Consider the following 23,381-nt stretch of genomic DNA (forward strand, 5'->3'; position numbering starts at 1 on the left):
CTTTGCCATTGCGCAAAACAAGTGGGGCACAATGGTGAAAAATCTATTAACTCACAGAAGAGCCGTTGTCAATAGCATCGATGGGGTTCACGAAATGCAGTTTACCTGCTTTGTCTTCCGCCATCAGGATCATGCCATTGCTTTCAATACCACGCATTTTGCGGGGCGCCAGGTTGGCCACCACCACTACCTGCTTACCGGTAATGTCTTCCGGTTTAAAATGTTCGGCAATACCCGAAACGATGGTGCGCGTTTCAAAACCCAGGTCAACCTGCAGCTTCAACAGCTTGTCGGCCTTTGGTACTTTTTCCGCAGCTACAATAGTGCCTACCCGAAGATCGATTTTGGCAAAATCATCGTATACGATCCCGGCTTTAACAGGCGCCGGTTCTTTACCAGCGTCATTGGTATTATCCGGCTTTGTATTCGTTGCTTCCACAGGTTTTATCAGTCCTGACTTTAATTTGGCTATCTGTGCTTCTATCTCTGCGTCTTCAATTTTGCGGAACAGCAACTCAGGGGCACGTAAACTATAACCAACGCTCAGCAATTTTGTTTTACCGGCGTTTTCCCATTCCAGCATTTTTTCTACCACCTTCATCTTGTGCAGCATTTTTTTAGCTGTTGTTGGCAGAAAGGGGTGGATCAATATTGCCAGGTTAGCGGTTAACTGTAAACAAATATGAATGCAATTATCGATCAGTTTCTGATTGTCGGGCTTTTCAGCAAGTGTGTTGGCAACTTTCCAGGGTTCTTTTTCCTGCATGTATTTGTTGCCTTTTCTGGCCAGGTCAATTACTTCAGACAAGGCATCGCGGAACTTGAAGTTCTCCAGGCTTTCCTCCACCTTTCCTTTTGTAATTTCAAATTCGGCCAGCAGGGATTTGTCTGCGTCATCGAACACATCAGCATGTAATGGCGGCACTTTTCCGCCACACAATTTGTGCATTAATACAAATGCCCGGTTCTCAAAGTTTCCGAAAATGTCGCTCAATTCACCTTTTACCCTTTGCTGAAAGTCTTTCCAGGTAAAATCATTATCCTTGGTTTCCGGTGCATTGGCACACAGTACATACCGCAACATGTCTTCACAACCCGGAAAATCCTTAATATATTCATGTACCCATACCGCCCAGTTGCGGCTGGTTGATACTTTATCGCCTTCTATGTTCAGGAATTCATTGGCCGGCACATTATCGGGCAATACAAATCCGCCGTGCGCTTTCAACATTGCCGGGAAAATAATACAGTGAAAAACAATATTGTCTTTCCCAATGAAATGCACCAGTTTGGTATCTTCTTTACACCAGTAATCGGCCCATTCTTCAGTGAGCTCCTTGGTTGCGGAAATATACCCGATGGGAGCATCGAACCAAACGTACAGCACTTTGCCTTCGGTATCGGGCAACGGCACTTTTACGCCCCAGCTGCTGTCGCGCGTCATGGCGCGGCTTTGCAAACCGCTGTCAAGCCAGCTTTTACATTGTCCGTATACGTTATTCTTCCATTCGGTATGGCCTTCCAGGATCCAGCCTTTCAGCCAGTCCTCATAATTCTGCAGCGGGAAATACCAGTGTTTTGTTTTGCGTTTTACCGGTACAGCATCGCTGAGGGTGCTGCGCGGGTTAATCAGTTGTTCGGGACTTAATGAAGAACCGCATTTCTCACACTGGTCGCCATACGCATTGGGGTTGCCGCAAACAGGGCAGGTACCCGTAATATAGCGGTCGGCCAAAAACGTATTGGTTTTTTCATCATAATACTGTTCGGTCTCTTTTTCCTCGAACAACCCATCGTCGTACAGCTTTTTAAAAAAGGCCGCAGCCGTTTCGTGGTGTGTTTTGTTGGAAGTGCGGGAATAGATATCAAAAGAAATGCCCATTTGATCAAAGCTTTCCTTGATGAGGGCATGGTATTTATCTACGATCTGTTGCGGGCTAACGCCTTCTTTCATGGCGCGGATGGTAATGGGAACTCCATGTTCATCGCTGCCGCCAATAAATTTGATATCCCTTTTCTGCGCCCGTTGGTAACGCACGTAAATATCGGCCGGTAAATAGCAGCCTGCCAGGTGGCCGATGTGTACCGGACCATTGGCGTACGGCAGGGCCGCTGTGACTAAATAGCGTTTAAAATTGCTCATTTGTTTGATCGTCTTTAGTAATTCTAATCTTCGTTCCTTGCGCCTGTCCCGTACTTTAGTCGGGATCGCACTCTTGTACTGCATATCACTACGCAGCCGGGACGGGCAAAGAGAATTGCAAAAATAACCATTCGCAGGGAAGGGATGAAATCGGGTAAATAGATGGCTGCTGGCGTGTAAAAATGCACAAAGCCCCGCCCGGTTGTGACCGAAGATCAATCAATTGGCTTTATGCAACCGTACACGTTATCAGCGACTCTATAGTATTGACGAAGGGGAAGCTTGAAAAGGTTGGGAAAAAGAAAATTTATCAGGATAACCAGTAAACCAGGCCAGCCCATACGGCTATGAAGAACACGATTGCCATAACGTCGCTGGATATTTCTGAAAAGCGTTTTTTGCGTATCAGCAATTGATACACTACCCAGCCAACAAAGGCGATTGAAATGAAGAATGCCTGAATTAAGCGGAAGTACATGAGCTTAAATATAATATCCTGAATTGATAGTTACAAAGTTTCCGCTATATTTAAAAATCATATATTATTCATGAACCGAAAGCATTTTTTGTCTTCTTTCCTGGTAGCCGGCATTCCTTTTCGCGGCTGGCCGGCCCGGGGTGATAACGATGATCTTGATGCGCCGGCGCCTGTTCTGCCACATTATCTGAAGCCCGGCGATACCATTGGTATTACCTGCCCCGCCGGTTCCATTACCCTCCAGGAAATTCAGCCATCCATGATACAAATGGTGGAATGGGGGTTCAATATCAAGGTGGGAGATACGGTTGGGAAAAAAGATTTTACGTTTGGCGGAACCGATGAAGAACGGGCGCGCGATTTTCAACAAATGCTCGACGACCCGAAAGTAAAAGCCATTATGTGTGCCCGTGGCGGCTATGGTTTTGTACGCATTATTGATAAATTGAATTTCACCAAACTGGCGGCCCATCCCAAATGGATCATCGGTTTCAGCGATATTACCGTACTGCATTGCCACCTGAACCGGAATTTCGGTATCGCTTCCATTCATTCAAAAATGTGCAATAGCTTTCCCGACGACTGGAACAAGGCGGAACCTATTCAAATTGAAACCATCCTTTCCATAAAACAGGCACTCACCGGACAGAAAATGAAATACACGGTGCCGGTAAACGAGCAAAACCGTGCGGGAAAAGCCGAAGGGGTATTGGTGGGCGGTAACCTGAAGCTGATTGAAACGCTGGCGGGAACACGCTCTGACCTGCGCACCACCAACAAGATCCTGTTTGTAGAAGATACGGGTGAATACCTCTACAGCATCGATCGTATGTTCTGGAACCTGAAACGCACCGGCAAGCTGGAAAAACTGGCCGGGCTCATCATTGGTGGCTTTAAGATAAAACCCGATGATCCCGGCGAAGAATTCGGCCGTACCGTACAGGATATAGTGCTGGAAAGGGTAAAGGAGTATAAGTATCCTGTTTGTTTCGATTTTCCCGTTGGCCATCAACGAAATAATTATGCGTTAAAATGCGGTATAAGGCACCGGCTGGCCGTTTCAGCCGAAGAAGTAACGTTGCGGGAAATTTGACAGATGCGTGGTTTGCTTAATTTTGGGAATTCTAATCAATCAAAGAGTCAAAATTGTTATATAAGTCATGGTAAAAGTTCCTCCCTATTTACAAGCAGGTAACACCATTGCACTGGTATGTCCATCGGGGTTTATGGCCATCGAAAAAGCACAAACATGCATTGATGTGCTGCAACAATGGGGATATAAAGTAAAAGTAGGTACTACCGTTGGCAGTCAGTCGACCACTTATTTTTCAGGGACCGATGAAGAACGCCTGATCAATTTTCAACAAATACTCGACGATGATACCGTGCATGCCGTGTTATGTGCGCGTGGCGGATATGGATTAAGCCGCATCATTGATCAGATCAGTTTCAAAAAATTTAAAAAGCAGCCCAAGTGGGTGATCGGCTTTAGTGATATAACGGTGCTGCTGTCGCATATTTACACCAATTATGACATTGCTACCCTGCATTCGCCCATGGCTGGTGCGTTCAATGATGGCGGCTATAACAATGAATTTGTGCAATCATTAAAACAGGTGCTGGCTGGTAAGCACACCAAATATGAATGTGCTGTGCACGAGTTTAATAAAAAGGGCGAAGCAGTAGGTGAGCTGGTAGGGGGTAACCTGGCCATGTTGGCGCACATGGTAGGCACGCCATCTGATATTAAAACAAAAGGCAGGATCCTTTTTCTGGAAGATGTAGGCGAATACCTGTATAATATCGATCGCATGATGCGGCAGTTGAAACGCAGTGGCAAGCTCGATAAACTGGCCGGATTGATCATTGGCGGGTTCACTGATACAAAGGATACCGAGCGGCCGTTCGGACAAAACGCTTATGAAATAATTCGTGAGGTGGTGAAGGAATACGATTACCCCGTTTGCTTTGGTTTTCCCGTAAGCCATGATAAAGAAAATTATGCCCTGAAGGTGGGCGTAGGTTATAAATTGAAAGTGAGTAAGTCGAAAGTTACGTTGGAGGAGTAGCGTTCAAAGTTCAGGGTTTAAAGTTGCCGGTTTTCAGTTGGAACCGGTTCCCGTTTTCTGATCCAGGGATCGGTCATTCACTATAACTGTTCCACAAACGTTCCATATCAGCGTTTCACATTCAAAACTCCCGTTCCACGCCTCTTAACAATTTGGTAATACTGGTTTGCTTGTACGATTGAATAACTCCGTTATAACTTTGTATAACCAAAGACAGAATTATGAAAATAGAAGTACACAGAGGCCTTTGGAGTGAGATAGGATCATCACCGCCGGAAGTGATGTGGCCACCTCCCAGGGTAATTCAACAACAAATTCCCAAACCGGCCTGGGTAATACGAAATAAAGTTCTTGCGCTCATTGTATTGTTGTTAACGCTCCCGTTCCTTGTTAGTTCTTACCTGTACAAAGTTTTATCTCCTTTCGCATTAAACAGCCAACGCTTTTTAGTTTTCTTCCCACTACTTGCGATCAGTTGTATCATTTGTTTTGTCATTCTGCAACAGGAAAAAAGCCGCACATTAAATCCACTCGTTGCTGCACATTATCCTTCAAACGCTACAATTTTTCAGATCACCAGATTTCTGCACGGAAAAGAAAGGGCCATTCAGGCCGCAATTATCGATCTGTTACGAAGAGAGTTGCTGGTACTTACTACCGACCGGTTCTTTTTAGTAAATAAACACCGGTATATAAAGCCTGTAAAGGAACTGAATCCCCTGGTTGAATTCTTATTAAAGGAAGAACGCAGTTGTGTAAGCTATGAACGCATCGTATATGTGTGGGATTACGAAGCAACTGCAAACGATACGGCCATGCGTGCATTGAAATTGCTGGCCAATCACAAAGAGCCCTTCCTTAAAAGATATCATTTACTGCTTCTTCCTTATTTGGCTGGTATTGCCCGGCTCTTCCTGGAAATTTCAAATGGTAATAAACTCGACAATCTCATTATTGAAATGATGGCATTGGTGCTGGCGTGTATCGGGGTAATGAAAATTGTTTCCAGAAAAAGCCTGGTGAAGCGCAAAGTGAAGCAAATGATCAAAACACCAAAAGGCATCAGGCTTTTGCATGGCGATTACGTAGTGTATGAGTTTGCCCTGAAGCGAAAAGAGGTCATAGAGCGGTACGCCGATGGTATTGTACTGGCCGATATTTTTGGCCTGGGGCCTGTAGCTGACCGCATAAGCAATGCCATTTGGTTATTTCTGGAAGCTGCGAAAGAAGATGAGGATATTCCTTTTTCCTGGGACGGCAGCACAATAAAATGGAAATAAATTTTATATAACCAAAGACAGATGTATGAAAATTGAAGAACACAGTAGCCTTTGGAATGCAATTCAACAATTTCCCCTCGATGACCCCAATGCAGCAATTACCTTCTCACACAAATTAGCTGCAAAGCAAAAGTGGTCGCCTTTTTTTACTGAACGGGTTATTGAGGAATACCGGAAATTCCTGCTCTTATGTTGTATTTCTCCAAATGGCGCATCACCCTCACAAACGGTAGACGAAGCCTGGCACTTACACCTCACTTACACCAGATCTTACTGGACCGATCTGTGTAAGAACACCCTGAACAAAGACATTCACCACCATCCATCCCGGGGAGGGGATGAAGAAGATCACAAACACCACGATTGGTATGCAGCAACACTTGAATTATACCAATCTGTTTTTGGATCACCACCGCCCAACGACATTTGGCCACCACCCCGGGAACAGGAAACCACCATTCAGGAACCGGCCTGGGTTATACGAAAAGAAGTTCTCGCGCTTGTTGTAATGTTGTTAATGCTTCCTCTTATTATAAGCGCTTACCTGTACGGCGTTCTATCGCCCTTTTCCTTAAAAGGATCACAGTTCCTGGTTTTCTTTCCCTTACTGGCCATTACCTGTATCATTTGTTATGTAATTCTGCAGGATGAAAAAGGCCGCACACTAAAAGAACTGGTCGCCAGTCATTTTCCCACAAACGCTTCTGCTTTTCAGATCGCCCAGTTCCTTTACGGAAAACACCGTGCTGTTCAAACCGCCATTGTTGATTTGATCAGGCGTAACCTGATGGTGGTTACCCCCGACAAACGGTTTATGGTTTTTAAGAAAAGGTATACCGAACCGGCCGATGAACAGAACCCTTTGATCGCCGGGGTTTTAAATGATCAATATGACAGCATTAATTACGAAGGTATTGTCAGTGACTGGTACAATGAAGAGGCTGCCAAACACCCGGCTCTGCAGAAGTTATACCTGCTGGCATATCATCATGAGTCATTTTTTAAAAGGTACCATGTATTGATCATCCCATTTGCAGTGAGCCTGTGCCGGCTTGTTCAGGGAGCTGCGCGCGGCAAACCTGTTGGGTTCCTCATTGCAGAAACGGTTGCCCTGTTTGCCGCCTGTGCGCTTTTTACCATGCTTTTTTCGAGGAAGAAAATGATACTCGACAAAGCCAAAGAGCTGGCAAAGGATAACCAGATCGTTGGCACCAATAATAACGATACGGTGGTGACTGATTTTGCCATCTATGGAAATAACGCCGTCGTATTGTTTGCAGAGGGCGCCCTGCTGGCAAGCATATTTGCTCCTTATCCGATCCTTAATCATGGAATGAAAAGGGACACCAATTCTTCCTGCAGCAGCTGTGGCGGTGGCGGTGGTTGTGGGGGCGGCGGCGGATGTGGTGGTGGATGCGGCGGATGTGGGGGAGGTTAGTTTTTTAATTTGTAAGTTATTAAGTTAGAAGTTCACAGGTCATAGTTTAAAGTTCGCAGTTTTCAGTTCATAGTTCCCAGTTTTCAGTTCAACAAAAGATGATACGAAGCTCCCTGCTTCGTATTTGTGTTTTATAGGGACATAAAAAATGCCACCGTCCCCTTCAGGCATAGGTGGCACACTTTAACCTCAACTTATAATTTACTCCTGTGACCTATATATAAATCTGTGGTATGATTAGTTTGCTACACAAAACTTCAATAATTTCGGTAATAAATCAAATTGATTAATATTATAGAAGCATAGACAAAATCTATTTATGACTTTTGTACAATTGGAATATGTGGTTGCCGTTGATACCTACCGGCATTTTGCTACCGCTGCCGAGCATTGTTTTGTTACCCAGCCTACCCTGAGTATGCAGGTGCAAAAGCTGGAAGAGGAACTGGGCGTAAAACTCTTCGATCGCAGCAAACAACCAGTAGTGCCTACCGAAATAGGGGTAGAGATCATTGAGCAGGCCCGCCGCATCCTGTCTGAGAAAAATGTGATCAATGAACTGGTTCAGGCCAAAAAAGGCATCCTCACCGGAGAATTGCGCATTGGCATTATTCCCACCCTGGCGCCTTATTTACTGCCCCTGTTCATTCAAAGCTTTTATAAAAAATACCCGCACATCAAGCTTGTAGTACAGGAACTGATGACGGAATACATTATAACCCGCCTGCGCGAGGGGCGCATTGATGTAGGTATTCTGGTAACGCCCCTGCAGGAAAACGGCATTAAAGAGCATGTGCTGTTCTATGAAGAGCTGTTGGCCTATGTGTCGCGCAAGAATACAGCCTATAAGAAAACATATGTGCTGGCGCAGGACATTGATCCGGAGAAATTATGGCTCATGGAAGAAGGACATTGCTTCCGCTCACAGATCGTAAACCTTTGCGAATTGCGGCGGGCCAGTGAAATGGGAACGCACTTTGAATATGAGGCCGGGAGTATAGAAACCCTGCGCCGTATGGTGGAGCTGAATGATGGCATTACCATTCTACCCGAACTTACCACGCTCGATATGACGGCCCGCCAGCTGCAATTGATCAGGCATTTCAAAAAACCGGCACCCATGCGCGAAGTGAGCATTGTGGTGCACCGCGATTTTGTAAAGAAACGCCTTATTGAAGCCCTCAAGGAAGAGATCATTGCGGCGATCCCCGAGAAGATTAAGTTGAATAAAGATCAAAACGTAGTACCTATTTAGGATGTAACTCCTGGGGTAGTAGGGATCTGAAGTAAGAAATAAGCGGTAGGAAATAGGAAGAACCCGAAGTTTGGGCCGACCTTTTATTTTGGGGTTTAAAAATTAGTTCTCTTCATACCTCGTAATTCTTACTTCCTATTTCGGTCACTTAAGTAACGAATCTAACTTTGCTTTGACATCAGGATACGTCAGTAAATCATTGTGTTCTCCGCCTTCAACCGTAATAAACTCATCAGCAGGTTTTAAATACGGCTTCAATTGCTCCGAATTGCGGTAGGGTATAGTATGATCACTGGTGCCATGAAATATAATAACCGGGTTGGTAACTTCTTTCACATATTGCCAGGTAGGCAGTTTGAAATGGATCATGTTGTTGACCGGATATACGGGTAACCAGCTTCCGATAATGGAAGGAAAACTATAATAAGGCGCTTCCAACACCAGCGCTTTACAATCGCGAATAGTTGCCAGCTGGGCGGCAATGCCCGTGCCCATTGATTTTCCATAAATAATAATGCTGTCTTTCGAATACCGCGCCTGCGCCAGTTTGTAGAAGGTGAGCGCCCAGTCGTACAGCCGTTGCTCGGTAAAATCACCGGTGCTTTTACCAAAACCGGGATAATCGATCATCCATACATCGTACCCACGGCGGGTAAACTCCGGCGCAGCCTGGGCATAATGGGTAATATTTTGTTTGTTGCCATGGAAATACAACACCACGCCTTTGGGCTGCGGTTGGTTGGCGGCAAACTGAATGATATTGATCGTTGAATTTTTTGAATAAGGAAGATTAACCTCTTTAAAGGGGATTGGAAAACTGTAGGTGGAATCGGCCGCCACGGTTTCCGGATGGAAAAGCAGTTTATTCTGCCCGTAATAGATGGCAATACCAATTAAACAGTATACAAGCACAATGACTTTTATCCAGCGAAAGAGGATCTTCTTTTTCATAACAGGGGTGCAAGATAGGGCTAAGTTCGAAATCAGTATTTAAGAATATCCCTGATAAAATTATGGTATTCCGGAAAGGTGGGTAAGTTATTATGTCTACCGCCTGCAATACGTATCAGGGTGATCTTGTGGGGATTGATGCGCTGTAACTTTTCGCTGTGCCTTAATGGTATCAACCGGTCTTTAGTGCCATGAATGATATAGGTATGGCAGTTTACATGGCGTATCCATTTATCGGTGCGCAAATGATACCGTAGTACCCAGCGTATGGGGAGTATGGGCAGGAACCGTTCCACCACTATGCGAAAATTATAATATGGCGAGTCGAGGATCAGGTAGCGGGGTTTATTGTCCGATGCAATTTTTGCCGCAAACCCGCTGCCAATACTGCGTCCGTATACAATGATGTGGTGTTCGGGGTACTTGCCGGTGAGCACATTATAAACAAACTGCATATCGTTCAGCATGTCTTTTTCGCTGCGTTTGCCGGTGCTTTTGCCAAAGCCGCGGTAATCGACCAGCACCACATCATAATCGTACCGGTAAAAATCACGCGCATACTTAGCCCAGCCCTTTATGCTGCGGGTATTGCCATGAAAATACAGGATCAGTCCCTTGGGATCGGTTCGGTAGAAATGCAGTCCGTTGATGCGTACGCCCGGCGAAATATCAAAAAACAATTCATTGAACGGGATATCGTACCGGAATTGAAAATCGGGCGGCAGTTTTTCCGGCTTGAAAATAAACCGGTCCTGTACCAGGTAAACAATGATGGTTAACAGTAGCAGGCTACCGATAATATAGTAAACGAATATGGGCAAGTCGTTTGAAGCTTAAGGTATAATGTTTAAGATAATAAAAAAAAGGTAGCGAACTTCAATTTGCTCAGCCACCTTGCACCTTAAACTTTACACCCTGGCCTACAAAGCCTCTTCATCGCTGTGGTAAACTCTTTTCAGGCTTAAATTGGGCACCGGGGCAACAATGAGCGGGAATTTTTCGATGGTCACGTTGCTCACGTCGAGGCCAAATCCGCGTTCTTCCGACAAACTGTATTCTTTAACCATGAAATACAGCCGCATGATCATTTTTTCGAAGAAGGGGAGCTCGATGTCCTGGCTCAGGTATTTTTCCATTACTATGAACTGGAAGTCGCCCACTACGTTGTTCCGCTCCAGGCTTTCGTACCGGCTGGTAATATTCACCTCTTTATTGGCTACCAGGTCGGCCACTACTTTACGGAACATGAGGTTGATCTTCGGTTCCATCCTGAAACCTAACCTGAACTCAACGCGAATGATATCGTTGGGGATAATATGTTCTACCGTATACTCGCAGGTGTAGGGGTCGTCGAGGGTGTCAACGTGTACAAACCAGTAAATATCGGCCCGTTTGGGCTTTTTATTCAGGATTGAATAAATGATCTTATGCTCAATTTCCTTGGGGTTATTGGCGCTGGTAAGGTATACCAGGTGGGTGGCGTACTTGGGTACGGTTTTGTCGTTACTCAATTCCTGGATCTGCGGAATATAATGTTCGAGCCGTACAAATTCCACATACCGGTTCTTGATCTTGCGGCTGCGGTACCAGATGTACATTACAAAGAACAGGGCGCCGCCTACCAGCAGGGATACAAAACCACCATGCGGGAATTTTTCGAGGTTGGCGAACAGGAACGACAGTTCTATGGTAAGGTAAACGAGCAGGAACAGATAGATCCACACGGGTTTGGCCCGGCGCGAAACCAGGAAGTTGGCGAACAAAATGGTGGTGGCGATCATACAGATGGTGATGGCCAAACCATAGGCCGCATCCATATTCGAAGATTTTTTAAAGTATAGTACCATACCCACGCAACCTACGAACAGCAGCATGTTAATGCCGGGAATGTACAGCTGGCCTCTTTCTTCGGTGGGGTAATTGATCTTGAGCTTGGGCCACAGGTTCAGCCGCATGGCTTCACTGATAAGCGTAAACGACCCGCTGATGAGGGCCTGGCTGGCGATGATGGCCGCCGCGGTGGCAATCATAATGCCGGGGATCACAAACCAGTGCGGCATAATGGCATAAAATGGGTTGAACCCGTCGACCTGGATCATTTGCGGCGTGATCTTTTGACCCGAAAATTTGGCGAGCAGGAACGCCCCCTGGCCCAGGTAGTTCAGAACAAGGCAGATTTTAACAAAGATCCAGGAGTACCGGATGTTTTCCCGGCCGCAATGGCCCAGGTCGCTGTATAGGGCTTCGGCCCCCGTTGTACAAAGAAATACGGCGCCCAGTAACCAGAAACCTTTGGGGTAATTGGCCAACAGGTCAATCGCGTAATAGGGGCTAAGGGCCCTGAAAATATGCAGGTCATCTAACAGGTGTGAGGCGCCCAGCACGGCCAGCATACAGAACCAGCAGAACATGATGGGACCAAACATTTTTCCAATAGAAGCCGTTCCGAATTGTTGCAGAAAGAACAGGACGCTTAAAATAGCTATTACGATATAAACAATGGTTGAATCTTCAATGGTTCCCAGCGCCTTGATGTTACGTAAACCTTCGATAGCCGACGTAACCGAAATTGGCGGGGTGATCATACCATCGGCCAACAGGGCTGCGCCCCCCAGCATGGCGGGTAATACCAACCATCTTCTTTGCCGCCGAACCAGTGCGTATAACGAAAAAATACCCCCCTCACCGCGGTTATCGGCCTTTAAGGTAAGTACCACATATTTAAGGGTGGTTTGCAGGGTGAGTGTCCAGATAATGCAGGACAAGGAGCCCAGGATTAATCTTTCATCTATTGTCCGGCCGCTGGTAATTGCGTTTAGAACGTACAATGGGGATGTTCCAATATCGCCATAAATAATTCCTAACGCAATGAGTAAGGTGGCAACGGTAACTTTATTAATTTGTTTGCCCACGGTAGTGTCGCTTATCCCGTTATCAAAGGGTTTTTAATAAAATAATAGCACCCCGGTTAATCCGGGGCGCCTGGTACAAAGGTATACGTAAAAAAATTAATTCTCGATGCTTTTATAGGCCCAAATAATTAAGGCGACGGATTTTGTGTCTTTTGGGTTGCTTCTGAATCTATAAAAAATGAATGCTTAAATTTATATGGAAAGTTTGGGCAGCCGTCTAACAATCAGTAATTTGGCATATAACATGCACTGCAGCACCATGATGAAAACATGCAAAAAAATCAGGCAACGATTGCTGCTGGCAGCGATGATGCTGATTGCTTTTTCTTCAGTAAGTACCGCCCAGCGAATCACCTATTCTGAACCGGAACGGGAAGATAGCCGCCGTACCGATTTTGAAATAATCGGTAAAGTAGGCAACAACATCCTCGTTTTTAAAAACAACCGGAACGAAAATGCCATCAGCGTTTACAATACGGATATGAAGTTGCTCGACCGGGTAAAGGTCGACTACCTCGACGACCGCTGGATCAACGTTGATTTTGTGCCTTACGCCGATCACGTCTGGATGATCTACCAGTTCCAACGCCGGAGTATTGTGTATTGCATGGGGGTGAAGCTCGACGCCAATGCCAAACGCATGACAGAACCTGTTGAGCTCGATACCACCCGTATTGGCTGGGCTGCCAGTAACAAATTATACAGCACCATTTACAGCGACGACAAGCAAAAGATCATGGTGTTCAAGATCAATAATAAGAATCCCAAGAATTTTTTGTTCACCACCCTGCTGTTCAATGCCGAGCTTCAGTTGCAGAACAAACATCATATGAACATGGCCATGGAAGAGCGGAATGATTATTTTACCGATTTCCTGGTTGATAATGATGGCGATATGGTGTTTGGAAAATTCGTGCGCAAGAACGGGAGCGATTACATCAGTAACCTGGAGCTGATCACCAAGAAGGCAGGGGAGGAAAGGTTCCATATGCGCGATCTGAACCCCAAAGACGAGCGGGTGCTGGATGAAGTAAAGGTGAAGATCGATAATACTAACAAACGTTATTTGTTTTCGGCATTGTATTACAAACAAAAGCGCGGCAATGTGGAAGGCCTGTATACCGTGATATGGGATAAAGCGGCCGATTCGGTGCTCAGGGAAACCATGCTGGCATTTAATGATGACCTGCGCAAACAGGCCAAGGGCCCCGATGCCAACCTGCGCATTGCCTTTAATGATTATTTTATCAGCGATGTTATTATAAAACGCGATGGGGGATATATACTTACCGCAGAATCAATGTATACTACATCGCGGGGCGGAACGTTTAATAGATGGGATTATCTGTATTGGAACAATCCCTGGTCGTCGCCGCTCGATTATAGTTACTGGTCGCCCTACTATAGTCCCTGGCGGTCGCCCTGGAACCGGTATGGCGGGTCTGCTGCAACGCGGTACCATGCAGAGAATATTATGGTGCTCTCATTCGATAAGGATGAAACTTTGCAGTGGAGCAATGTGATCTCAAAAACGCAGTTCGATGATGAAACGGATGCGTTGGTGTCACATTCCCTGATGATCACCGGTGGAGAGTTGCACTTTTTGTTTAATTTATACGAGCGCAGGACCTTATTACTGAACGATCATAGTATTGGGGCCGATGGAAAGATCACCCGGCACCCAACGCTGAAAAATCTGGAAAGAGGGGTTGAATTCATGCCCCGGCTCGGTAAACAGATAAGTGCCGGCTCTATGATTGTTCCCTGTCAATACAGAAACTATCTTACTTTCGCCAAAATGGAATTTTAAAATTACTGTTTGAGTGACAGGAATATTCAAGCAAAAGACCTCCAGTAACATTTTGTTATTGCTGGTATATGGTCTGATTCTAAAATTTAATCGTTTTCTGAACCCTGCCGGTCCAGCACAACAACCGGAAGATCATTTTCTATACAATTGGCTCATTGGCGTGTTAAAGCCGCTGCATATAGCACCAGTACTGTATGTGCTGATCTCATTTTTACTATTATATGGTCAGGCGCTGTTGTTCAACCGCATTTGTAATGACCAGAAATTATTGCCACGGCCCAATTACCTGCCGGCCATGGCGCATTTGCTCACCACTTCGCTTTTTATTGAGTGGAATTATTTTTCGGCGCCCCTGTTGGCCAATACCCTCCTGATCTGGATCTATTACCGCATGACCACCCTGCCAAATATTCAAAAGCCGGGGCCTGCCATTTTCAGTATCGGGGTACAAATAGGCATCGTTACGTTATTATACCGGCCGGCCATTGTTTTTGTGGCCCTGGTACTGCTGGCGCTGTTTGTGATGCGGCCTTTCCGCCTGCGCGAATGGGCCATCAATATACTGGGTATTACCATGCCGTATTATTTCCTGGCTCTGGTGCTGTACCTCAGCAACAGTTGGGACTGGAATAAAATAAAACCGGTGTTCAGTATCAGTTTGCCCGCCATTCCTTCTTCAATATATCATACTATCAGCATCATTTTACTGGTTGTGCCCTTTATGATAGGGGGGTATTATGTGCAGGCCAACCTCAATAAAATGATGATACATGTGCGCAAAGCCTGGAGCCTGTTGTTGTTATACCTCATTATGGCCATGCTCATCATTTTGGCCGATGGAGGCAGCAATTTTGTAAGCTGGATGCTTTGTTCAATACCCATTACGGCTTTTCATGCCGCCATGTATTTTTACATCAATTCACGCCGGATGCCCATGATCATTCACTGGATTGTTTTTGGGTATGCCATATATGTGAATTACTGGCTTTAATTGTTTAATAATCAGTTTATTAATAATTCTTCTGGCAGTGGCTCATCTTATAGCTTATTAGCACATTTTTCTGTGTTATCTTTGCGGTTCATAATAAATACCCGCTAATGAAATTTGGTGTTGTAGTTTTCCCCGGCTCCAATTGCGATCGCGATATGCAGGATGCCTTGCAAAATGACCTCAATCAGGATGTGATCATGTTATGGCATAAAGAAAAGGACCTCAGTATGTTTTCTACTGAGGACTGTATCGTATTGCCTGGTGGTTTTTCTTATGGCGATTACCTGCGTTGCGGCGCCATTGCCCGGTTTAGCCCCATGATGCAAAGTGTGATTGAATTTGCCCAAAAGGGTGGTAAAGTGTTGGGGGTTTGTAATGGCTTTCAGATCCTGTGTGAATCGCATTTATTGCCCGGAGTATTATTACGCAATGCCAATCAGCAGTTTATTTGCAAGAACGTATACCTGAAAGGCGTGGGAAGCGATAAAGCATTGAAAATACCCATTGCGCATGGTGAAGGAAGATATCATGCCGATGAAGCAACACTCAATAAACTGGAAGCAAACAACCAGATCATATATCGTTATTGCAACGAGAATGGAGAGATCACGCAATTATCGAACCCGAATGGCGCCATTCGCAATATCGCGGGAATATGTAATGAAACACGCAATGTGTTTGGAATGATGCCGCATCCTGAAAGGGCAACATCTGACTCATTGGGCAATACCGATGGCCGCGTGGTGCTGCAATCGCTGATCATGGGCGTGCAGGCCACTGTCACAGAAAAAGCTGCGTTGGTCAATTTTTAGGTAATTATTAAGATTATTTCTTAGACTTTTGAGACAGGTAAACTGTTTTAATAAGTAAACAAAAACACATGAAGGTAACTCTGCTTTCCCTTTTGGTAACAATGATCAGTGTGGTATCGTTCGCACAGTCCAATACCCAGGTAAAATGGGCATTTTCGGCAAAGAAGGTAGCCGACAAAACATATGAAGTGCATGCCGTTGCAACTGTAAATAGTAACTGGCATATTTATTCTCAGAACGTAGGAGTAGACGGACCAATACCTACTTCCTTTACATTTACCAAGAATCCCCTGCTGGCAATGGACGGAACGCCAAAGGAAAACGGAAAACTGATCAAGAAGAATGAAGAAGTATGGGGTGGCGAAGTACGCTATTATGAAAACAAGGTTGAGTTTATTCAAACGGTGAAGGTGAAAGGCAGTGCCAAAACCAACCTGGCCGGTAAAGTTGAATATATGGTGTGCAATGATGAAAAATGTTTGCCGCCTGCTGAAACAACATTCTCTGTTGCTGTTGGTGGTTAACACATTGCCATGTAAATTAATAATAGATACAACGGGTTCTTGGTGCAAGAACTCGTTTGTTTTTTAAAATAAAACCAGGATTCTCTTTTATGAAACATTTTATATGGAGCCTGATAGCACTTTTCTGTATTAGCTCCACTGTGGTTAAGGGCCAGGATTCAACTGCTTATAAATGGGAAGTATCCGGTAAAAAAATTAAGGATAAAGTTTACGAACTGACTTTTGCTACTGTTGGTAACGGCAAATGGCAATTATATGGCCCCAATGAAGTAATCAGTGATGTGCCTGCCGTAGAGCTTGAACTGGCAGATTCGTCGATTCAAATAACAAAGCCTTTTAAAGAAGCAGGTGATAGTAAAACCTTCAAAAACCCGGTTTTTGACAATGCGGCTTTTAAGATATATGAAGGCCAGGCATCATTTACTGCAACAGTTACTTTTGCCGGCGATGTACCTGCGAATTTATTAGGTACGTTTCGTTATACTTATGGAAAGGGGGATGAATTCTATCCGTTAAATGCATATGCTTTTTCTGTACCGCTCGAAGGAGGCGTGGCCGCAACAGCAAAGATCAAAGTAACATCTTTTGATCTGAAAAATCCGGTTAACGCCTGTGGCGATGAAGATACCGGTGGTAAAAGCATGCTTAGTATATTCTTCCTGGGAATGCTGGGTGGTTTTATCGCTTTATTTACTCCCTGTGTATTTCCGCTGATCCCTTTAACTGTTTCATTTTTTACCAAAAAGAGTGAGGATAAAAAGAAGGGCGTTAGCAATGCTGTTATATACGGCTTATTTATTTTCCTGATTTATATATTGCTGAGTACACCGTTCCATTTGGTCGATGGTGTTCAACCCGAGGTACTCAATAATATTTCAACTAACATGTGGTTGAACATAATCTTCTTTCTCATTTTTGTGTTCTTTGCCATTTCCTTCTTTGGATATTTTGAAATTGGATTGCCCAGCGGGTTGGCCAATAAGATAGATTCGCGTTCGGGTATGAGTAGTTTGGGTGGCATCTTTTTTATGGCCCTTACATTAGCCATTGTTTCATTTTCGTGCACAGGTCCTATACTCGGTTCCTTATTGGTTGGGGTCGCAGGAGAAGGGGCCTGGCCTTTAACAGTAGGGCTGGCAGGCTTTGGCCTTGCATTGGCCCTGCCATTTGCTTTATTTGCCATGTTTCCAAGCTGGTTGAAATCATTACCCAAATCGGGCGGCTGGTTAACCAGCGTAAAAGTAGTGCTGGGTTTTCTGGAACTGGCCATGGCGGTAAAATTTTTATCAAATGCCGACCTGGTAAAGCAATGGGGATTTTTAAAAAGAGAAGTATTCTTTGGAATATGGGTTGTGATAGGCATTTTGATCGTGCTGTACCTGTTGGGTAAGATCAAATTTCCGCATGATAGTCCGGTTAAGAAATTCAGTAAAACCAGAATTACATTTATCGTCATTTTTTCGGCAGCTACCCTGTATCTTATACCGGGGCTTACCAATACGCATAATGCAAATTTGAGCCTTATCAGTGGTTTCCCGCCACCACTTTGCTATAGCATGTATAGTAACCCTGTGAATTGTGAAAAGGGTAAGTCAATTGAACCATTGCGCAACGATTATGAAGAAGCGCTGGCGCGTGCCAGAAAAGAGCATAAACCGGTGCTGATAGATTTTACCGGCTGGGCTTGTGTGAACTGCCGGCGAATGGAAGAGAATGTATGGACAAATGAAAAAGTAAGTGAACTGATAAGGGATAAGTTTATCATAGTATCACTTTATGTGGATGAGAAAAGGGCGTTGCCTGCTACACAGCAGGTTGACTTTACCACAAAAACCGGTGCTCAGAAAAAGATCATTACGGTAGGAGATAAGTGGGCTACTTTCCAGTCGGAGAACTTTGATGCGGTAGCACAACCTCAGTATGCAATTATTAGCCCCGATGAAAAAATACTCACCAAAACAAAAGGTTATACGCCGAAGGCCAATGATTTTGCGCAGTGGCTTGAATGTGGTATAGATGCGTATAAAAAAGGTGCCCAAACGGCATTGAAATAGACTGATTCTTAATAAAACACATCCCGCCCCTGGCTTCAGCTGGGGGCGGGATGTGTTGTTTTAATGTAGGGCCGCAAAAAATGGGAAAAAACTGTTTGTGTGAAAGGTACCTGAAGGGTGATTTTTGTATTTAACTACAGCGGAAAATAATTTATTTGCTGAAAATCAACTTATTGCACATCAATCGAAAACTCTTTCTGATTAAAAAGAAAGCCAATTCCTTTAAACGAAACGTCCATTAACGCAAAGGACTTTTAATTAAATCGGAAGACCATTTCGTTTAACTGAAAGCACTTTCAATTAAATCAAATGACCATTTCGTTTAACGCAAAACGCTTTTAATTAAATCGAAACACGATTCCGTTAAAAGGAAAAGGTGTTTAATTAAATCGAAACGCAATTCCTTTTGTCTGTTGCGTTTAACGAAAAGGACTTATAATTAAATCGGAATGCCGTCCCGTTTAATCCAAAGAACTTTTATTACCGGCGGTAGGCTTTTCACTGAACACTGACTTTGATCCAGGGCTGCACCGCATAGCCAACCCGGTTCCAACCCCTAAAAAGAAAAAACCCACTCGGCCCGAGCGGGTTTTTAATTAGGCGTCATTCTGTTCCAGCCTTCCGGCAAGCAAGCAATTCAGGAAAATGGGCCCGGATGGAGGGCCAGAATGACAATATTTTTTACTTTCTCGAAATCGTTATCTCAAATCTAAGCAGCTTGTTCCGTTCCCTAATCAGAAAATGCTGTTAAATTTTTTCTGAGTACCCAAAGTAAAAATACTACAAAGCGATCTTTTTTTGCAACATCATTTTGCGCAGGTTGATCAGGCCGTAACGCATTCTGCCTAATGCAGTGTTGATACTGCAATTGGTCAGAGCTGCGATCTCTTTAAAGCTCAGATCGGCATAATGACGAAGAATGATCACTTCGCGCTGATCATCTGGTAACAGATCAAGCATTTGACGAACGCGGTCATAACTCTGACGCTTCATCATTTTTTGATCTGCACCGTCCTCTGTGAAGTTAATCACTTCGAATATATCCCTGTCGTCGCTGGTTTTGATAGCAGGGGTACGTTTTACTTTCCGGAAGTGATCTACACACAGGTTGTGAGCAATACGCATTGCCCACGGAAGAAACTTACCTTCCTCGGTGTACCGGCCTCCACGAATGGTGTCAATGATCTTGATAAGCACATCCTGGAAAATATCTTCGGCGAGATATTTGTCCTTTACCAGAAACAAAATTGATGTGTACATCTTTTCCTTGTGGCGGAGGATGAGTGTTTCAAGAGCATACAAGTCTCCATCCTGGAAGTCCTGGATTAGCTCATGATCTGTCTTTTTACGTAGTGAACTCATAAACTTCTACGGGTTTTGAAGGTGATAGGATATTAATTAAAAATGGATTTTTATTTTTGAATGGTTTTTCTGAGTAGAAGTGTCCGTGCGATAGGCGGTGTGTTTAGTTTTCGTTTTCGTTGTACAAATTACCAACTAAAGATAGAGACTTTTTCGAAAAAAGCAAACTTTAAGCAATTTTTAGATTTTTTTACCCAATAACCGCTAAAGAAACTATTTACGAAAAGCCCTGTTATACAATAAATTTGTATCTACTATTATGGCAGTATCTACAAAGGCTAATACATTAGCAAGCATTGTGCCTAAAACTCCTGATAACATATATATAAAAGGAGCAAGGGTTCATAACTTAAAGGATATATCGGTTGAAATACCGCGAAATAAATTTATTGTGGTGACCGGGGTGTCGGGGTCGGGAAAATCTTCTCTCACCATCGATACCTTATTTGCCGAAGGGCAGCGCCGGTACGCAGAAAGCCTCAGCGCCTATGCGCGCCAGTTTATGGCCCGGATGGTAAAACCCGATGTGGATTACATAAAGGGGTTATGTCCGGCCATCGCCATTGAGCAAAAAGTGATCACCCGTACCCCACGCTCAACCGTGGGCAGTATGACGGAGATCTATGATTACCTGCGATTGTTATACGCACGTACCGGTAAAACCATCTCCCCCGTTTCGGGCCGCGAAGTAAAAAAAGACGATGTCAACGACGTCATTGATGCCATCGCCAACCGCAAGGCCGGCGATAAGGTTCTTATCCTGATCCCCTTTAAACAGCATAAGAACCGCAAACCGCTCGAAGAACTGAACATCCTGATGCAAAAAGGGTTTTCCAGGTTATATAACGGTGAAATTTTGCGCATAGAGGAGCTCATCGATGCGGCCAATGAAAAAGGTTCGGGCCCCAAACTCACCGGTGATGTTTATGTGCTGGTTGACCGGCTGGTGGTAAAAGAATTTGATGAAGACGACCGGCACCGTATGGCCGACTCCATTGGTACCGCTTTTTATGAAGGTGAAGGCGAATTGATGTTGGAAGTGAATGGTTCCACCAAATTGAATTTCAGCAACCGGTTCGAGCTCGACGGTATGCAGTTTGAAGAACCGGTACCCAATCTTTTCTCCTTTAATAACCCGTTTGGCGCCTGCCCTACCTGCGAAGGCTTTAGCCAGGTGCTGGGTATTGATGAAGACCTCGTTATTCCCGATAAACGGTTAAGTGTATATGATGGCGGTGTTGCTCCCTGGAAGGGCGAAAAGCTGGGCCTGTGGAAAGATCAGTTCATCCGTGGCGCCCGCAAGTTCGATTTCCCCGTTCATAAGCCCATTATTGACCTTACCAAACAGCAATACCGCATTTTGTGGGAAGGCAATGAATTCGTGAACGGCATCAACGACTTTTTTAAAGAAGTTGAGCAGAACCTGTATAAAGTGCAGTATCGTGTACTGTTGTCGCGGTACCGGGGTAGAACCCAATGTCCTGACTGCAATGGTTACCGCCTGCGTAAGGAGGCCTTGTATGTAAAAGTAGGCAACAGGCATATTGGCGAACTGTGCGAAATGCCGGTAAATGACCTAACCCTTTGGTTTGCTTCGCTGCAGTTGAGCGATTACGATAAACAGGTGGGCAAACGCATTTTAATTGAAATTCACCACCGGTTAAAGACCCTGCTCGATGTGGGACTGGGTTATCTTACGCTTAACCGGCTGGCCAATTCATTAAGTGGCGGCGAAAGCCAGCGTATACAGCTTACCCGCTCACTGGGCAGCAACCTCACCAATTCTTTATATATTCTGGATGAGCCGTCAATCGGTTTGCACTCACGCGATACCGAACGGCTGATACGCGTATTAAAAGAATTGCGCGACCTTGGCAATACGGTTGTCGTTGTTGAACACGATGAAATGATGATGCGCGAAGCCGATTATATCATCGACATGGGGCCGCTGGCTTCGCACCTGGGTGGCGAAGTGGTAGCCCAGGGTGATTATGATACCATTATCAAAAACGATAAAAGCCTTACGGGCAAATACCTGCGTGGCGATCTGAAAATTGAAGTGCCCCGCATCGTGCGTAAATGGAACCGGTCGGTAAGTGTGGAAGGGGCCCGGCAAAACAACCTGAAAGGCATTGACGTAACTTTTCCGCTGAACCTGTTATGCGTGGTAAGCGGGGTGAGCGGCAGTGGTAAAACAACCCTGGTAAAACAGATACTGTACCCCGCGCTTAAAAAGCTGAAGGGAGAACCGGTTGATAAAACTGGTTTGCATAAAGCCATCACCGGCGATATCGATTATATTTCGCAGATAGAAATGGTTGATCAGAACCCGATCGGCAAATCATCGCGCAGCAACCCGGTAACCTACATAAAGGCCTGGGACGAAGTGCGTGACCTGTACGCCAAACAACCATTGAGCAAGATCCGCGGATTTCAACCCAAACATTTCTCGTTTAATGTTGATGGTGGCCGATGCGATACCTGTAAAGGGGAGGGCGAACAGATCGTTGAAATGCAGTTCCTGGCCGATGTACACCTTACCTGCGAAGTATGCGGTGGTAAAAAGTTCAAGGAAGAAGTGCTGGAAGTGACCTATAAAGAAAAGAACGTGTACGAAGTGCTGGCGATGAGCGTTGATGAAGCCCTGGATTTCTTTAAAGATGAAAAAGACATTATCAATAAAATAAAACCCCTGAGCGATGTAGGCCTGGGTTATGTAAAGCTGGGGCAGTCATCCGATACCCTGTCGGGCGGAGAAGCGCAACGCGTAAAGCTGGCTTCCTTCCTGGGTAAAGGGCGCGCACAGGGGCATATCCTGTTCATCTTTGATGAACCCACCACCGGTTTGCATTTTCATGATATTAAGAAACTGCTGGCTTCTTTCAATGCGTTGATTGAGCAGGGGCATTCCATTCTGGTGATAGAACACAATACCGATGTTATAAAAAGCGCCGACTACATCATTGACCTGGGACCCGAAGCAGGTGATGGGGGCGGCCAGGTAGTATATGCCGGTGTGCCTGAAGGGTTGAAGAAGGTGAAGGAAAGTTATACGGGTAAGTTTCTTTGAGTTGAATGGCTTACCCTTGTTTTGGAACCTTTGGTTTTACAAAGAAGATAGTGGTAGTAAAAACCAGGCATAGTAACAAAGGCAATTGAAGATCGTTAAAGTACCAGTGTTTGTCATTAAATGCAATCGCCGCTGAAATGGCAACAAAGATTGAAATAATAATTTTAAAAGCCCGGTTCTTCAGAAGACTGGCTTTTGTAATAAGGTATATCACCTTAAGTAACAGGTAAGT

General features: G+C 44.8%; 16 protein-coding genes. 11 read left to right on the plus strand and 5 right to left on the minus strand.

The features are described from left to right. Positions 1-46: 46 nt before the first annotated feature. Positions 47-2,143, minus strand: a complete 2,097-nt coding sequence (gene metG / locus A3860_RS26975; RefSeq protein WP_081152170.1) for a methionine--tRNA ligase — start codon at positions 2,141-2,143, stop codon at positions 47-49. A gap of 548 nt (positions 2,144-2,691) precedes the next feature. On the opposite strand from metG, the gene A3860_RS26980 reads away from it, so the two are divergent. The 5 genes from A3860_RS26980 (at position 2,692) to A3860_RS27000 (ending at position 8,663) form a co-directional block, all read left to right on the plus strand. After that, a complete protein-coding gene (locus A3860_RS26980; protein WP_081152173.1) occupies positions 2,692-3,714 on the plus strand; it encodes a S66 peptidase family protein in 1,023 nt (340 codons plus the stop codon). A gap of 67 nt (positions 3,715-3,781) precedes the next feature. Continuing rightward, entirely contained in the window at positions 3,782-4,690 is a 909-nt protein-coding gene (locus A3860_RS26985) for a S66 peptidase family protein (RefSeq protein WP_081152176.1), read from the plus strand. A 221-nt stretch (positions 4,691-4,911) separates the two neighbouring features. Continuing rightward, positions 4,912-5,970, plus strand: coding sequence for a hypothetical protein (locus tag A3860_RS26990; RefSeq protein WP_081152179.1), 1,059 nt, complete (start codon positions 4,912-4,914; stop codon positions 5,968-5,970). Between the two features lie 25 nt (positions 5,971-5,995). Next, the gene (locus tag A3860_RS26995; RefSeq protein ID WP_081152182.1) at positions 5,996-7,408 is read left to right on the plus strand and encodes a TIGR04222 domain-containing membrane protein; all 1,413 of its coding nucleotides are present in this window, start codon (positions 5,996-5,998) and stop codon (positions 7,406-7,408) included. A 319-nt stretch (positions 7,409-7,727) separates the two neighbouring features. Continuing rightward, positions 7,728-8,663 (plus strand): hydrogen peroxide-inducible genes activator, encoded by a 936-nt coding sequence (locus A3860_RS27000; RefSeq protein WP_081152185.1) that lies wholly within the window; start codon positions 7,728-7,730, stop codon positions 8,661-8,663. Between the two features lie 144 nt (positions 8,664-8,807). Here the strand turns inward: A3860_RS27000 and A3860_RS27005 are convergent, their stop codons facing one another. The 3 genes from A3860_RS27005 to A3860_RS27015 form a co-directional block, all read right to left on the minus strand. Continuing rightward, entirely contained in the window at positions 8,808-9,614 is an 807-nt protein-coding gene (locus A3860_RS27005) for an alpha/beta hydrolase (RefSeq protein ID WP_081152188.1), read from the minus strand. A gap of 32 nt (positions 9,615-9,646) precedes the next feature. Next, positions 9,647-10,435 (minus strand): alpha/beta hydrolase, encoded by a 789-nt coding sequence (locus A3860_RS27010; protein ID WP_081152191.1) that lies wholly within the window; start codon positions 10,433-10,435, stop codon positions 9,647-9,649. Positions 10,436-10,534: 99 nt separating this feature from the next. Continuing rightward, positions 10,535-12,526: a KUP/HAK/KT family potassium transporter gene (locus tag A3860_RS27015; RefSeq protein ID WP_081152194.1), complete on the minus strand. Its 1,992-nt coding sequence runs from the start codon at positions 12,524-12,526 to the stop codon at positions 10,535-10,537. Positions 12,527-12,785: 259 nt separating this feature from the next. On the opposite strand from A3860_RS27015, the gene A3860_RS27020 reads away from it, so the two are divergent. The 5 genes from A3860_RS27020 (at position 12,786) to A3860_RS27040 (ending at position 18,717) form a co-directional block, all read left to right on the plus strand. Further along, on the plus strand, positions 12,786-14,336 hold the full coding sequence (locus tag A3860_RS27020) for a hypothetical protein (RefSeq protein ID WP_143774275.1): 1,551 nt from the start codon (positions 12,786-12,788) through the stop codon (positions 14,334-14,336). Positions 14,337-14,349: 13 nt separating this feature from the next. Then, positions 14,350-15,327, plus strand: coding sequence for a hypothetical protein (locus A3860_RS27025; protein ID WP_081152200.1), 978 nt, complete (start codon positions 14,350-14,352; stop codon positions 15,325-15,327). Between the two features lie 107 nt (positions 15,328-15,434). Further along, a complete protein-coding gene (purQ, locus tag A3860_RS27030; RefSeq protein WP_081152203.1) occupies positions 15,435-16,139 on the plus strand; it encodes a phosphoribosylformylglycinamidine synthase subunit PurQ in 705 nt (234 codons plus the stop codon). Between the two features lie 68 nt (positions 16,140-16,207). After that, positions 16,208-16,663: a protein-disulfide reductase DsbD domain-containing protein gene (locus A3860_RS27035; protein WP_081152206.1), complete on the plus strand. Its 456-nt coding sequence runs from the start codon at positions 16,208-16,210 to the stop codon at positions 16,661-16,663. A gap of 89 nt (positions 16,664-16,752) precedes the next feature. Further along, positions 16,753-18,717 (plus strand): protein-disulfide reductase DsbD family protein, encoded by a 1,965-nt coding sequence (locus tag A3860_RS27040; protein ID WP_081152209.1) that lies wholly within the window; start codon positions 16,753-16,755, stop codon positions 18,715-18,717. Between the two features lie 780 nt (positions 18,718-19,497). Here the strand turns inward: A3860_RS27040 and A3860_RS27045 are convergent. Next, entirely contained in the window at positions 19,498-20,079 is a 582-nt protein-coding gene (locus A3860_RS27045) for an RNA polymerase sigma factor (protein ID WP_014223477.1), read from the minus strand. A 259-nt stretch (positions 20,080-20,338) separates the two neighbouring features. Here A3860_RS27045 and uvrA point away from each other — a divergent pair, with 259 nt between their 5' ends. Continuing rightward, the gene (gene uvrA, locus A3860_RS27050; protein WP_081152212.1) at positions 20,339-23,149 is read left to right on the plus strand and encodes an excinuclease ABC subunit UvrA; all 2,811 of its coding nucleotides are present in this window, start codon (positions 20,339-20,341) and stop codon (positions 23,147-23,149) included. The last annotated feature ends 232 nt before the right edge of the window (positions 23,150-23,381 follow it).

It is taken from the genome of Niastella vici, from assembly GCF_002077945.1.
GTDB lineage: Bacteria > Bacteroidota > Bacteroidia > Chitinophagales > Chitinophagaceae > Niastella > Niastella vici.

Excerpts from the sequence above, each read along its gene's own strand:
- A3860_RS26980 (WP_081152173.1), top strand. The coding sequence starts at position 2,692 with ATGAACCGAAAGCATTTTTTGTCTTCTTTCCTGGTAGCCGGCATTCCT.
- A3860_RS26985 (WP_081152176.1), top strand. The coding sequence starts at position 3,782 with ATGGTAAAAGTTCCTCCCTATTTACAAGCAGGTAACACCATTGCACTG.
- metG (WP_081152170.1), bottom strand. The coding sequence starts at position 2,143 with ATGAGCAATTTTAAACGCTATTTAGTCACAGCGGCCCTGCCGTACGCC.
- A3860_RS27040 (WP_081152209.1), top strand. The coding sequence starts at position 16,753 with ATGAAACATTTTATATGGAGCCTGATAGCACTTTTCTGTATTAGCTCC.
- A3860_RS27000 (WP_081152185.1), top strand. The coding sequence starts at position 7,728 with ATGACTTTTGTACAATTGGAATATGTGGTTGCCGTTGATACCTACCGG.
- purQ (WP_081152203.1), top strand. The coding sequence starts at position 15,435 with ATGAAATTTGGTGTTGTAGTTTTCCCCGGCTCCAATTGCGATCGCGAT.
- A3860_RS27005 (WP_081152188.1), bottom strand. The coding sequence starts at position 9,614 with ATGAAAAAGAAGATCCTCTTTCGCTGGATAAAAGTCATTGTGCTTGTA.
- uvrA (WP_081152212.1), top strand. The coding sequence starts at position 20,339 with ATGGCAGTATCTACAAAGGCTAATACATTAGCAAGCATTGTGCCTAAA.
- A3860_RS27020 (WP_143774275.1), top strand. The coding sequence starts at position 12,786 with ATGATGAAAACATGCAAAAAAATCAGGCAACGATTGCTGCTGGCAGCG.
- A3860_RS27045 (WP_014223477.1), bottom strand. The coding sequence starts at position 20,079 with ATGAGTTCACTACGTAAAAAGACAGATCATGAGCTAATCCAGGACTTC.
- A3860_RS26990 (WP_081152179.1), top strand. The coding sequence starts at position 4,912 with ATGAAAATAGAAGTACACAGAGGCCTTTGGAGTGAGATAGGATCATCA.
- A3860_RS26995 (WP_081152182.1), top strand. The coding sequence starts at position 5,996 with ATGAAAATTGAAGAACACAGTAGCCTTTGGAATGCAATTCAACAATTT.
- A3860_RS27035 (WP_081152206.1), top strand. The coding sequence starts at position 16,208 with ATGAAGGTAACTCTGCTTTCCCTTTTGGTAACAATGATCAGTGTGGTA.